The sequence below is a fragment of the Streptomyces sp. NPDC001492 genome (genome assembly GCF_053597275.1).
Genome location: NZ_JBSFHW010000095.1, coordinates 1 through 13895, shown reverse-complemented (window position 1 = coordinate 13895; position 13895 = coordinate 1). Strand labels below are relative to the sequence as shown.

The window sequence follows — 13895 nt, the reverse complement described above, 5'->3', positions numbered from 1 at the left end:
AGGTCGTAGAGGGCGTGCGGACAGCTGGTGCCGATGCTGCGGGTGGCCGGGCCTGCCGCCCCCAGACCCCCGCTTTCGGCCTGAACGGCCTCGTCCTCAAACTCCCCCACTCTCGGCTTCGCTCGAGCGGGGGGACCCCCATGACGGGCTGAAAGGACGAACCCCGGCCGGGCTGGCAGGAGAACCCCGGCCGGGCTGGAAAGAAGGCGCGGGGCGGGCCGAAAGGGTGCTCGCGTGGTGAAAGCAGCAGGTGCCCGTGGCCGGAGGGGGGTCCGGGCACGGGCACCTGGGTGCTGCGGGGTGTGGCGGTGGGTCAGCCGAAGAGCTCGGCCAGGGCCTCCATGTCGACGGGGACCGGCGGGAGGCGGAAGCCCGTGGGGGGTTCGGCCCCGAGGAGGTTGCGGACCAGGAAGTCCCAGCGGCGCTGGGTGACGTAGTGCTCGTAGCCGAAGTAGATGTGGTCGGCGTCGGGGACGAGGAGCAGGTCGAAGTCCTTGCCGTGGGCGATCAGGCGCTCGGCGAGCCGCAGCGTCACCTGCGGGGGCACCCGGTCGTCCAGACCGCCGTGGACGAGCAGCAGCTTGCCCTGGAGGCGGTCCGCGTGCTCGGCGTTGGACAGCTGGGCGTAGGTCGCCGCGTCGAAGGGCCCGTGGTAGGCCTCGCCGAGGACCGGCTCCAGGTAGCGGAAGTCGTGCATGCCGGACTCGGCGACGCCCACCTTGAAGACGTCCGGATACTTCAGCAGCGCGCGCACGGCGGCGTATCCGCCCGAGGACATGCCGGTGACGCCCACCCGGTCCAGGTCCATCCACGGCCGGGTGGCGGCCAGTTCGCGCAGCGCCGCGACATGGTCGCCCAGGCCGCAGGCGTCGCCCAGGTTGCCGTAGGAGGCGTCGTGGAAGGCCTTGTCGCGGCCGGGGGAGCCCTGGCCGTCCACGGCGATGACGACGAATCCGAGGGCGGCGAGCGCCTCCGCGTCGTAGCCGTAGTGACCGGGGTCGAAGGAGGGGCTCACGCGGGGCGCCGTGGGCAGGCCGTAAGGGGTGTCGACGACCGGGTAGCGCTCGGCCGGGTCGAAGCCGTGCGGGAGGTACAGCAGTCCGTGGATGTCGGTCGTGCCGTCGGCCGAGCGGACCTTGAACCGCTCGGGCGCCCGCCAGCCGGTCTCCAGGAGACGGGAGATGTCGGCCTGTTCGAGCTCGACCAGGACCTTGCCCGCCCAGTCCCGCACGGTGGTCACGGGGGCGGTGCCGGTGGTGGAGGCGGAGTCGATGAAGTACTCGGCGTTCGGCGCGAGGCTGACGACGTGGTCGAGACCGTCGTCGGTGAGCCGGACGAACCCCGAACCGTCCAGGTTCGCCGAACACACGGTGCGCCGGTACGGGTCCTCCTTCACCAGCCCCGCGACGGTGAAGTAGACGACGCGTTCCTCCTCGTCGAGGTGCAGGATCTCCTGCACGGACCAGGTTCCGGAGGTCACCGGGACGATCAGCTCGCCGGAGTGCGCGGCGTGCAGGTACAGGTGGCCCTGGCCGTCGCGCTGGGAGTACCAGAGCACCTCCTTGCCGCCGGTCAGGACCCGGACCGCGGGCGGCTGCAGCTGCTGCTGTGCGGGATCCACCCGGGTCCGGCCGGACTCCTTCAGGACGACGCTCACCTCGCCGGAGGCCGCGTCGAGCCGGTGCAGGCTCAGGGTACGGGCGTCACGGCTGCGGCTGAGGTAGTAGGCGGCCGAGCCGTCCGCGGCCCACCAGGCCCACTTCTGGAAGATCGGCGACATCGTCGACATGCCCACCGGCTCGCCCTGCGCACGGGTGACCGTGCCGGTCTCGATGTCGATCACGACGAACTCGGCCAGCGGTATGTGCTCGTCGCCGGCGACCGCGTAGCGCGGGCTGAGCAAGGAGGGTTCCCCGCCGTCGGCGGGGGCCGCGCGCAGCAGGTGCGTGCGCCGCACGCCGCGCTGGTCCGTGCGGTGGGTCAGCAGCCGGGTGCCGTCCGGCGACCAGGCCACGGCGGGCGGCAGATGGGGCAGCCCGATCTTGCCGAGCAGGGTGGAGTACATGAGGTAGTCCGGGTTGGCGGCGTAGTCCCGGTCCTCGGTGCCGTCGCTGGTGAGCGCCCAGTCGCGGGTGCCGTCCAGGGCGCGGACGCGCAGGTCGTGCCCGGCGCGGTACACCGCGTGCCGGCCGTCCGGGGAGACCACCTCCAGCGGGTTGCCCGGCGCCTGTCCCGCGGTCCGCTCGCACGTGTAGTCGGCCAGCCGGCACCGCCAGTGCTCGCCGAACGCGTCGAACTCCACCTCCCCGTCGCCGGGCCGGATCACGGGGAAGGGCAGTGCGGCGGCGTCCACGCTCTGCCCGGAGGCCTGTGCCAGCGCCCGCGCCAGCCTCTCGTGGTCGAAGGCGTCCTGCCGCGTGCCCGCCTTCACGTCGACGAGGACGAACCGCTTCCCCCTGTCCGTGGAGACGGAGTACCAGAAGCGCGCGCCGCCCTCGAGCCAGCGCGGTGCCACCCGGTCGCCGAGGACGAGTTCCTTGCGGTGGTGCCGCAGCAGCCGCTCTGCCGTCTGATAGGCCCGCACATCGAGTTGGGTGCCGTGCATCGGTGAGCCCTTTCGTTGGGGTAATTCGCCCGGGAGCCGCAGAAGAATCGCAGGAGGCGGAGGAGGGGGCGTCTCATCATCGCCACTTCACCCTTTTCTTGGCCAGCCCGGGCGATGGGCGCCGGTGTTGTCCTGTCGCCGGGACAGAACACGGTGGACGCCAACTCCCGAACCCCCGTACCTGGTCAGAGAAAACATGGAAGTCGGCCCGGATATAGAGGTCGTATAGATCCGGCTGCGACAGTGGCCGGGCGGGACGGAAAGAGACCGGACAGGTTCACAAGTGAACACAGGAATTGAGGTGCTGGCGTGAGTGCGCGGAACCCGGACAATGTCGTGATCGTCGGTGGCGGCGTCGCAGGCTGGATGGCCGCCTCGTATCTGAAAGCCGCATTCGGCGACCGGGTCTCGGTCACCCTCCTCGACCCCGGCGCGGCCGAGGCCGTGGAGGAGGACGAGGCGAGCCTGGGGGATCTGGGGCGCTTCTTCGAGGTCCTCGGCCTCGCGGAGGAGGACTGGATGGCGGCCTGCGAGGCCACGTACAAACTGGCCGTCCGCTTCCAGGACTTCAGCCGCCCCGACCACTACTTCTACCTCCCCTTCGAGGGGGCCCGGGAGGCCGGCGGGTTCCCGCTGACCGAGTGGTGGTTGCACAACGGTCCGAGCGGGCGCTTCGACCGGGACTGCTTCGTCGCCGCGTGGCTGTGCGACGCCGGGCGCAGCCCGCGTGCGTCCCACTCGGCCCTGCCCGGTACCGCGCCGGCGACGGGTCCCTACGGCTATCACTTCAAGGGCGGGGCGCTGGCCGGGTACCTCGCCGGTTACGCGGTGGAGCGCGGCGTACGCCGTCTGACGGGCGAGGTCCTGGACGTGCGGCTGGATGCGCGCGGCTGGATCGACCACGTGGTGACGGCGCGGCACGGGGCCGTCCACGGGGACCTGTTCGTGGACTGCACCGGTACGGCGGGGCTGCTGCTGCGCCAGGCGCTCAAGGTCCCCTGGCTGTCGTACCAGAACTCCCTGCCCGGCGACGCCGTGGTCGCGCTCGATGTGCCCGCGGACATGAAGGCCCACGGCATTCCGCCCTACACGACCGTCACCGCGCAGGCGGCGGGCTGGATCCGGACCGTTCCGCTGCGCAGCCGGATCGGCGCCGGTTACGTGTACGCCCAGGAGTACTGCACGCCCCAGGAGGCCGAACGCACGCTGCGCGAGTTCGCCGGGCCGGAGGCGGCCGGGGCCGAGGCCGTCCACGCTCCGCTGGCCACCGGGCGCAGCCTGACGGCGTGGCGGCACAACTGCGTCGCCGTCGCGGCGGCCGCCGGCCGGGTGGAGCCGCTCCAGACGACGCAGGTGTCCTTCACCCACCACGCGCTGGAACAGCTGGTGCGGCACTTCCCGGGCGCCGACTGGCACCCGCGGCTGAGGGAGGGCTACAACACCGCCGTCGCCCAGGAGCTGGACGGGGCCCGGGAGTTCCTCACCCTCCTCTACCAGGGCACGGCGCGCGACCACACGCAGTACTGGCGGGACGCCAAGACCCGGCCGGTGCCGGACGGTCTGGCCGAGCGCATCGAGCACTGGCGGGTGCGGCTGCCCGGCGCCGAGCACCTGCCGCCGTACCAGCAGGGGGTGCCCGCGCACGCGTACGCCACCGTGCTGCTCGGCACCGGGGCCATCGAGGTGCGCCCCCCGGCCGCCGTGGTCCTGGCCGACGACGCGGTCGCGCGCGCGGAGTTCGCGGCGGTGCGGCGGACGGCACAGGGGCTGGTCGAGACGTTGCCCACCCAGTACGACTTCCTGAGGCGGATCAGTGCCTGACCCCGGGTCCTGGGGCCTTCAGGCCGGATCCCGGCGCCGCTCTCCGGGGGCTTCGGCGGGGGCGCCGGCGGGGCCGAGGGGCGCGTAGAGGCGAGGGTCGGCGGTGAGGATGGCGTGGTGGACGCCGCGCAGCAACGGGCCGGGCTCGACGCCGATCTCACGGGCGAGCAGGTGCCTGCCCCGGTCGTAGACGGCCAGGGCCTCGCCCTGCCGGTCGCAGCGGTAGAGCGTCGTCATCAGCTGGGCGCGGAAACGTTCATGCAGGGGGTGCTGGGAGACCAGCCGGGTCAGCTCGGGCAGCAGCCGCGGATGCCGGCCCAGCGCGAGGTCGGCCTCGATCCGGCCGGCCAGGGCGGTGGTGCGGGCCTCCTCCAGCGGCGGTCCCTCGGCGGCGGTCAGATGCTCCGAGACGCCCGCGAGCGCGGGCCCGCGCCAGCGGACGAGCGCTGCCCGCAGCAGGTCGGAGGCCTCCCGGTACTTCCCGTCGGCGAGCGCGGCCTTGCCCCGCCCGGCCAGCTCCCGGAACTCCAGAACATCGACGAGGGCGCTCCCGGTGCGCAGTTCGTAGCCGTGCGCGCGGCGGGTGATGCAGGCCTCGGGGCCGAGCGCGCGGCGCACCCGGGAGACGTGGTTGTAGAGCTGCGCGGTGAGGGTGGCGGGCGGCCGGTCGCCCCACAGGAACCAGCTGAGCCCGGTGTCGGCGACGACCGCCCCCTCGGCCAGCAGCAGGGCCGCCAGCACGGTGCGCTGTTTCGCCCCGTCCAGCGGGATCTCCCTCGCGCCGTCCTGCACCCGTACGGGACCCAGAATGCCGTATTCCATCGAAACCCCTGTCCTCAGAGCTGTACGGGAGTTGGTCAGAGTTCTCTTATAGGGCTGTCCTGTCGCCAGGACAGCACCTGCCGTGGCCGGAACCCAACTGTTCCGTGCGGTACTTGAAGTTGCTTGACTCCGGCGCCGCGCAGGGCGGAAGGTATGGGTCGTCATACGGGGGTGGATTCCAGGAATGTCTGCGTGTTTTCCGCGGACCGGTCTTCCAGGTCGACTTCCCGTGCAGCCGGTTCCCGTATAGCCGGTTTCCCGTACAAGAAAACCGTGCGAGGAGTAACCCGCAGATGATTCCTTCGGAAATCCAGGAACTGGCCCCGGAAAGCCCGTACATATGGCGCGCCAAACGGCCGAAAGCCACCCGGCGGCTGATCTGTTTCCCGCACGCGGGTGCCGGCGCGGCCGCCTACGCCGACTGGGCCTCGCTGCTGCCGGCCGACACGGAGCTGGTCGCCGTGCAGCTGCCGGGGCGGCAGAACCGGATCGCCGAGGACCCGTTCACCGAGGTCGGCCCGCTCGTGAACGTGCTCACCCACGCGCTGCGCCCCGTCTTCGACCTGCCGTTCGCGTTCTTCGGGCACTCCGGGGGCGCCACACTCGCCTTCGAACTGGCCCGCGCGCTGCGCGACCGCGGGGCGCGGGGGCCCGAGCAGCTGTTCCTGTCCGCGCAGCCCGCACCGGGCGCCTCCGCGGTACGGCAGCTGCACCAGCTGTCCGACGAGGACTTCTACGCCGAGATCCTCGCGCTGGGCGGAGTCGACGAGGAACTCGTCGAGGACGAGGACGCCATGGAGGCCATGCTCTGGGTCCTGCGGGCCGACTTCACGCTCTGGGAGCGGCACCGCCTGGAGCCGGGCACCCCGCTCGACATCCCGATCACCGCGCTGTGCGGCGACGCGGACCCGCGGGCACCGCGCGCCGAGGTCGTGCGGTGGCGGGAGCAGACCACCGGTGCGTTCACCGCCGAGGTCTACCCCGGCGGCCACTTCTACTTCATCGAGGACCCCGCCCCGGTGGTCTCCCTCATCGTCGGCCGGATGCCCGTCCCCGCGGCTGCCGGGAGGACCGCATGAGCGCCGTGGACCCGCTGAACCAGGACGTCCTGCGGGCCCTGACCGAGGCGGTCGGGGCCGTACCCGGCGTCCATGACGCGGCCGCCGTCGCCCGCAAGGGCGTACGGGTGGCCGCACCGCCGCGCCCGGGCGGGACGGAGCAGGCCGCGCCGCCCGTCGTGGAGCGCACCCCGGCCGAGGCGGACCTGCCCGCGGCCGACCTGTACGGCGGCGACGTACACCTGCCCGGCGACGCGCCCCGCACGCTGCAGGAGGGGCTGCGCCGTGCCGCCGAACAGGCCCCCGCCAAGGGCACGGTGTACATCACCGAGGGCAACGACGACGTCCTGCAGACCTATGCCGAGCTGCTCGTCGAGGCGCAGCACGTGCTCGGCGGGCTGCGCGCCGCAGGCCTCCGGCCGGGGGACGCGGCCCTGTTCGTCTTCGGCTCCAACCGCGGCTATCTCACCGCCTTCTGGGCCTGTGTGCTCGGCGGGTTCGTACCGACCCCGGTGGCCGTCGCCACGACGTACACCTCGGAGAACGAGGCCAACCGCAAGCTGCGCGGAGCCTGGCAGCTGCTCGACCGGCCGGTCCTGGTCACCGACGCGGCCACCGAGGCCGCCCTGGCCGGGGTGCGGGCCCTGTGGGACGAGCCGGACGTGCGCATCCTGACCGTCGAGGAGCTCGCCCGGCACGAGGCCGACACCATGTGGTTCCCCGCGACCCCCGACTCGCCGGTGCTGAACCTGCTCACCTCGGGCAGCACCGGGGTGCCCAAGTGCGTGCAGCACACCAACTCCAGCGTGGTGTCGCGGACCTACGCGGTCGTCCAGCACTGCGGCCTGACCGCCGAGGACATCAGCCTCATCTGGATGCCGTTCGACCACGTCACGGTCGTCTACTACAACGTGCGCGACGTGTTCCTGCAGTGCCTGCACGTCAACGCCAAGATCGACCACTTCCTGTCCGACCCGCTGCTGTGGCTCGACTGGGCGGACCGCTACCGCGTCACCAACACCTGGGCGCCCAACTTCGCCATGGCGCTCGTGATCGAGCGGGCCGCGGAGATCGGCGAACGCTCCTGGGACCTGTCCCGTCTGCGCGACGTCGTCAACGCCGGCGAGCCGGTGGTCGCGGCGACCAGCAGGCGGTTTCTGGAACTCCTCGCTCCGCACGGGCTGCCCGCCGACGCGATGGTCCCCTGCTGGGGCATGTCCGAGACCTGCTCGGGCGTCACCTACACCCGCCAGAGCCGCGAGGACCACACCGCGGGCACCGTCGCCGTCGACCCGGCCTCGCTCGGCGGCACCATCCGCCACCTCGACCCCGCGGACCAGGACGCCGTCGTCCTGACCCGGGTCGGCCGGCCGATCCCTGGGGTGCGCCTGCGCGTCGTCGACGACGCCGGGCGGATCCTGCCCGCGGGCCGCATGGGCGAGCTGCGCATCACCGGACCCACGATCATGGCCGGCTACTTCCGCAACGAGGAGGCCAACCGGGAGGGGTTCGACGAGCACGGCTGGTTCCGCACCGGGGACCTGGCCTTCGTCCATGACGGCGAGGTCGTCATCGCGGGCCGCAAGAAGGACCAGATCATCGTCCGCGGCACCAACTACATGGCGCACGAGCTGGAGAGCGTCGTCGAGCGCGTCGACGGCGTACGGGTCACCTTCTCGGCGGCGGTGGGCGTGCGCGAGCCCGGCGCCTCGACCGACCAGCTGGTCGTGTTCTACGTACCGAAGAGCTGGGACGCCGCCGCGCTGGCCCGCACCGACGAACAGGTGCGTGCCGTCCTCGTCCGTGAGTCGGGGGTCGCACCGGACCTGATCGTCCCGCTCACCGAGGCGGAGTTCCCGAAGACCGCGAACGGCAAGATCCAACGGCCCGCGCTGGTCGCCCGGTTCAAGGCCGGTGCCTTCGCCGACCGGGTGTCCGCCTCCGCCCAGGACGAGGAGCCGCAGGAGGACACTTGGCTCTTCGCACGGCAGTGGGCACGGCTCGCCGGGCCCCGGGCCGGGGCCGCGGACGCCCGCCCGGCCGGGGCCCCGGGGGTGTGCCTGGTGCTCGCCGCCGACGACGACATCGACCGCCTCGGCATCGACGTGACGGCTGTCACCGCCCGTAGGGGCGAGGAGTTCACCGAACAGACGCCGTACCGCTTCCGCGTTCCGGCGACCGACCGCGGGGCACTGCACCGCCTGCTGTCGACCGTGACCGCCCTCCACGGCGGCCTCGCCTCGGTCGTGTTCGCGCTGCCGCTGTCGCTCGCGGGCGGGCCCGAGGAGCGGCTGGCCACCGCCACCGCGGAGCTGACCGCGCTCGTCGCGGCGCTCGCCGACGGGGAGTTCGGCCGGCCGCAACTGCTCGTGGTCACCCGGGGTGCCGTGCATGTCCACGACGGAGACCGGATCGACCTGGGCGTCTGCGCCCTGACCGGCCTGGTGCGCACCGCCGTCGGCGAAGCCGCTCCGCTGCCCGTGCGCCAGCTCGACCTGCCGGCCGACACCGCCGGCTGGGCGCCGGCCCTGCGCGCCGAACTCGCCGACCCCGGACGCACGGGCATCGTCGCCGCACGCGCCGACGGGCGTTGGCAGCCGAGGCTCACCCCCGTCGCCCGGGAGACCGCGGGGGTCACCGGCCCGCCGGTGACCGCGGGCGGGCACTACCTGGTCACCGGCGGACTCGGCGGCATCGCCCACGACATCGCCGCCTGTCTGATCGCCGCGTACGGCATCCGGCTGCTGCTCGTGGGCCGCTCACCCGCCGACGGCGCCAAGGCCGCCCGGCTCGCCGAACTGCGCGCGCTCGGGCCGGCCGACTCGGTCGTCTACGAGCAGGTGGACGTCGCCGACGCGGACGCGCTGGAGAAGGCGATCGGTGCGGCGGAGGAGCGCTGGGGCCGTCCGCTGGACGGCGTTCTGCACCTGGCGGCCGCCGACCCGACCGGGCAGTGGGCCGACCTGGAGCGGCACACGATCGCCCGCGAGAGCGCCGAGACCTACGCGGAGCAGTACCGTGCCAAGGTCACCGGGACGCTGGCCATAGCCCGGGCCCTGGAGACCCGGCCGCAGGCCTCGCTCGTGCTGTTCGGCTCGGTCAACGGCGAGTTCGGCGGCCACTCGTTCGGCGCCTACTCCGCCGCCAACAGCTTCCTGACCGGCTTCACCGACCACTGGCACCACGAGCGCCGGCGTCCGGTGCACTGTCTGGCCTGGTCCCTGTGGACCGGGGTCGGCATGAACCGTGGCCAGTCGACGGCCGCGGCCGAGAACCGCGGTTTCAGGGCGATCGACCCGGAGACCGGCCTCAGGCTGTTCCTCGACGCGCTGGCCCTGCCCGACCCGTACCTGGTCATCGGTCTCGACGGGGACAACCCGCACATCGTCGAGGAACTCGCGGCCCCGCAACTGCGGGTCAGCGAGCTGCTGATCGCCTACGTCGCCGAGGGCGGCGCCGGCGACGACGTCCGCACCGCCGTCGCCGCGTGCGCGACGGACTGCCCCGTGCCCGTGCGCATCGCCGAGGTGCCCCGCATACCGCGGGACCCCTTCGGTGCCGTGGACACGGCCCAACTGCTGCGCGACACGGCGCCCCGCAGGCCGGGCCGCCGCCACAGCCCGCCCGAGACCGAACTGGAGATCCGGATCGCCCAGGTCTGGGCCGAGGCACTGGGCCGCGCACAGGTGGGCCGGGACGAGTCCTTCTTCGAGCTCGGCGGCAACTCGCTGCGGGCCACCCGGCTGCTCGCGCTGACCGACCGGAAGCTGGGCGTCCGGGTGAGCACGCAGGAGCTCTACGAGAACCCGACCGTGGCGGGCATGGCCTTGACGATCGACCGGCACCGGGCCGGCTGACCGGCCCACCGGCGTCCCGTCACCGGAGGCGTCCCGTCACCGCACACCACGTCTGCGCAGGACGACTGACCGAGGAGTAACCCCACATGACGACCTTGTCCTTCGCGCAGCGGCGCCTGTGGTTCATCGACCGCTTCGAGGGGCCGTCGGCGACGTACAACATCCCCTTCCTGCTGCGCCTGACCGGCCGGCTCGACGTGGACGCGCTGGCGTCGGCCCTGCGGGACGTGGTGATCCGGCACGAGAGTCTGCGCACGGTCTTCGTCGTCGAGGACGGCGTGCCCGCGCAGCATGTCGTACCCGTCGGGGAACTGCGCCTCGGCCTTCCCCTGGTCGAGGCCTCCCCCGACGAGGCGGACGCCCTGGTGGCGCGGGCGGTGGCCCACCACTTCGACCTGTCCTCGGAGATCCCCGTGCGCGCCACCCTCGTCCGCACGGGGCGCGAGGAGCACACCCTCGTCCTCAACATCCATCACATCGCGGCCGACGGCGAGTCGATGCTGCCGCTCACCCGCGACCTGGCCCTGGCGTACGAGGCCCGACTGGAGTCCCGGGAACCCGACTGGGAGGAACTGCCGGTCCAGTACCGGGACTACACGCTGTGGCAGCGCGAGATGCTCGGCGACGAGGACGACCCCGACAGCCCGCTCGCCGTCCAGCTGGAGTACTGGCGCGGTGAACTCGCGGGCTCCCCGGACCAGTTGCAGCTGCCCTTCGACCGGCCGCGGCCCGCGGTGATCAGTCACCGCGGAGCCATGGTCGACTTCCCGATCCCGCGGGAGCTGGCCGAGGCGGCGGAGCGGATCGCCGCCGCGCACGGCGCGAGCACGCCCATGGTGATGCAGACCGCCCTCGCGGTGCTGCTGCACCACCTGGGCGCGGGCGAGGACATACCCATCGGTGCCACCATCGCCGGTCGCGTGGACGAGGCACTGCTCGACCTGGTGGGCTTCTTCGTCAACACGTGGGTGCTGCGCGCGGATCTGTCCGGGGCGCCGTCGTTCCGGGAGGTGCTGGGGCGGGTCCGGGACCGGGCCCTGGCGGCGTACGACAACCAGGACGCGCCGTTCGAGCGTCTGGTGGAGGTCCTCAACCCGGAGCGTTCCACCGCCTACCACCCGCTGTTCCAGGTGATGTTCACCTGGCAGAGCAATGACCGCATCGACCTCGACCTGCCCGGCGTGCACGGCCGCCTGGAGGCCGTCCCCACGCACACCGCGAAGTTCGACCTCGAGTTCAACTTCGCCGTCGACCCCGCCGACGGCGGCATGCGGTGCGTCGTCGAGTACGCGACCGATCTGTTCGACCGCGTCACGGTGGAGCACATCGGGGCCCGCTTCGTACAGCTCCTGGACACCTTCCTCGCCGAACCCGACCGGCCGGTCCGCGCGACGGACGCGCTGCTGCCCGGCGAGCGTGAGCGGCTGGCCAGGTTCGCCGGTCAGGCGGCGCACACGCCCGCGCTCACCATCCCGGAACTGTTCGAGCAACAGCTCACCGTGGACCCCGACGCGCCTGCGGTGGAGTGCGGGGCGGTGCGGCTGACGTACCGGCAGCTGGACGAGCGGGCCAACCGTCTCGCGCGTGCCCTGATCGCGCGGGGGGTGACCGGGGAGTCGGTGGTGGGGCTGGCGTTGCCGCGCTCGGCGGACCTGGTGGTCGCCCTGCTCGGCATCATGAAGTCCGGCGGCGCCTATCTGCCCATCGATCCGCGCTACCCCGGCGGACGCCTGAGCGCGGTCCTCTCCCAGGCCACCCCGGCGCTGCTGCTGACCGACGCCGCGACGGCGCCGACGCTCCCCGGGCACGACGTGCCCGTGGTCCTCCTGGACGACCTGGACCTCGACGGCGGCGACCCGGGCCCTGTCACGGTGGACCTGCACCCCGACAACCTCGCCTATGTGATGTACACCTCCGGCTCCACCGGTGTCCCCAAGGGCGTGGCGATCACCCACCACGGTGTGGTCAACGGCGTACTGCGCCTGGCCAGCGTGGTCGGCGTGGGCCGTGACTCGCGGATGCTGGCGGGCACCTCCATCAACTTCGACGTGTCGGTGTTCGAGGTGATGACGGCGCTGACGAGTGGCGGTGTCGTCGAAGTGGTCCGTGATGTCCTGGAGTTGACGGAGCGGGAGAGCTGGCGGGGCAGTGTCGTCAGTTCGGTGCCGTCGGTGTTCTCCGAGATCCTCGAGCAGATCGCCGGCAGGGTCACGGTGGACACCTTGGTGTTCGCGGGTGAGGCGTTGCCGGGTTCGCTGGTGGAGCGGGCGCGCGCGGCCTTCCCGGGGGTGCGCATCGTCAACGGCTACGGCCAGACGGAGAGCTTCTACGCCGGTACGTTCACGGTCGAGGCGGCCCAGGACTGGGACGCCACGCGCAGCGTGCCGATCGGCGAACCCCTGCGCAACATGCGCGCCTACGTCCTCGGCGAGGGACTGCGGCCCGTGCCGCCCGGAGTCGTGGGCGAGCTCTACGTCGCGGGCGTCGTCGGGCGCGGCTACTACGACCGACCCGGGCTGACGGCGGAGCGGTTCGTGCCGGATCCGTTCGGGCCGGCGGGTGCGCGGATGTACCGGACCGGGGATCTGGTGCGGTGGGACCGCGAGGGACGGCTGGAGTACGTCGGCCGCGGCGACGCGCAGGTGAAGATCCGGGGTCTGCGGATCGAGCCGGGTGAGGTGGAGGCGGCCCTGACCGCCCACCCCGGCGTAGCCCAGGCCGCCGTGACCATTCATCAGAGCGGCCGTTCCAAGCAGCTCGTCGGGTATGTGGTGCCGGTCGGCGTCCTCGGCACGGACCTCGGCGCCGCCGAGAGCATCGGCGACCTGCACGTCGATCTGACGGCGGGTGTGTCGGTTCCGGAGCTGCGCAAGTTCGTGTCGGGGCGGCTGCCGGAGTACATGGTGCCGTCGGCGTTCGTGGTGCTTGACCGGCTGCCACTGGCCCCGAACGGCAAGCTGGACCGCAAGGCGCTGCCCGAGCCGGTGTTCCGGGGCGAGAAGTACCGGGAGCCGTCCTCCGAGGCGGAGATGGTGCTTGCCGGGGTGTTCGCGGAGGTGCTGGGCGCGGACCGGGTGGGTGTGGACGACGACTTCTTCGCCGTGGGTGGGGACAGCATCCGCTCCATCCAGGTGGTCTCCCGGGCGCGGGCGCGGGGCGTGGAGGTCACTCCGCGGGAGGTCTTCCAGCACCGCACGGTGGCCTCCCTGGCCGCCGTGGCCGCGGAGCGCGGTACCGCGACCGCTGTCCTGGAGGAGTTGGAGGGCGGCGGGGCCGGGTTCCAGCCGTTGCTGCCGATCAGCCGGTATCTGCTCGAACTGGGTGGTGGTTACGGCCGGTTCAGCATGTCGGCGGTGGCCGAGCTGCCGGTGGACATCGACGAGGCCGGGCTGATCGCCACCGTCGGGGCGGTGTGGGACCGGCACGATGTGCTGCGCTCACGGCTGGTCGGCGACGGTATGACGGTCGCCGCTCCCGGCTCGGTGGACGTGGGTTCGCTGCTGCACCGGGTGGAGTGCGACGGGGTCTGGGACGAGGCCTGGCTGGAGCGAGCGAAGGCCGAACTCGATGCTGCGACCGGTCTGTTGGATCCGGCCGCGGGTGTGATGGGCCGGCTGGTGTGGTTCGACGCGGGGCAGGACATTCCGGGCCGTCTGATCGTCGTGCTGCATCACCTGGTGGTGGACGGTGTCTCGTGGCGGATCCTGCTGCCGGATCTGGCGGCGGCGTGGA

At 72.5% G+C, this 13895-nt stretch carries 6 protein-coding genes; 4 read left to right on the top strand and 2 right to left on the bottom strand.

Translation table 11 applies throughout. The features are described 5' to 3' along the window. Window positions 1-313 precede the first annotated feature (313 nt). Complete coding sequence (locus ACWC1K_RS49960) at window positions 314-2605, bottom strand: DPP IV N-terminal domain-containing protein (protein WP_450840789.1); 2292 nt, start codon at window positions 2603-2605, stop codon at window positions 314-316. Between the two features lie 309 nt (window positions 2606-2914). On the opposite strand from ACWC1K_RS49960, the gene ACWC1K_RS49955 reads away from it, so the two are divergent. Continuing rightward, the gene (locus tag ACWC1K_RS49955; RefSeq protein ID WP_450840787.1) at window positions 2915-4426 is read left to right on the top strand and encodes a tryptophan 7-halogenase; all 1512 of its coding nucleotides are present in this window, start codon (window positions 2915-2917) and stop codon (window positions 4424-4426) included. 18 nt (window positions 4427-4444) lie between these two features. Here ACWC1K_RS49955 and ACWC1K_RS49950 read toward each other — a convergent pair whose 3' ends face one another. Then, window positions 4445-5248 carry an AfsR/SARP family transcriptional regulator gene (locus tag ACWC1K_RS49950; protein ID WP_450840785.1) on the bottom strand — a complete coding sequence of 268 codons (804 nt, stop codon included), beginning with the start codon at window positions 5246-5248 and terminating at the stop codon, window positions 4445-4447. 293 nt (window positions 5249-5541) lie between these two features. On the opposite strand from ACWC1K_RS49950, the gene ACWC1K_RS49945 reads away from it, so the two are divergent. The 3 genes from ACWC1K_RS49945 to ACWC1K_RS49935 all read left to right on the top strand — a co-directional run. Next, window positions 5542-6327 (top strand): thioesterase II family protein, encoded by a 786-nt coding sequence (locus tag ACWC1K_RS49945; RefSeq protein ID WP_450840783.1) that lies wholly within the window; start codon window positions 5542-5544, stop codon window positions 6325-6327. Next, window positions 6324-10163 (top strand): SDR family NAD(P)-dependent oxidoreductase, encoded by a 3840-nt coding sequence (locus ACWC1K_RS49940; protein ID WP_450840782.1) that lies wholly within the window; start codon window positions 6324-6326, stop codon window positions 10161-10163. The genes ACWC1K_RS49945 and ACWC1K_RS49940 overlap by 4 nt, the downstream gene beginning before the upstream one ends. A gap of 86 nt (window positions 10164-10249) precedes the next feature. Next, window positions 10250-13895: amino acid adenylation domain-containing protein (locus ACWC1K_RS49935; RefSeq protein ID WP_450840780.1), on the top strand; the 3646-nt coding region annotated here is incomplete at its 3' end.

Excerpts from the sequence above, each read along its gene's own strand:
- ACWC1K_RS49960 (WP_450840789.1), bottom strand. The coding sequence starts at position 2,605 with ATGCACGGCACCCAACTCGATGTGCGGGCCTATCAGACGGCAGAGCGG.
- ACWC1K_RS49950 (WP_450840785.1), bottom strand. The coding sequence starts at position 5,248 with ATGGAATACGGCATTCTGGGTCCCGTACGGGTGCAGGACGGCGCGAGG.
- ACWC1K_RS49945 (WP_450840783.1), top strand. The coding sequence starts at position 5,542 with ATGATTCCTTCGGAAATCCAGGAACTGGCCCCGGAAAGCCCGTACATA.
- ACWC1K_RS49940 (WP_450840782.1), top strand. The coding sequence starts at position 6,324 with ATGAGCGCCGTGGACCCGCTGAACCAGGACGTCCTGCGGGCCCTGACC.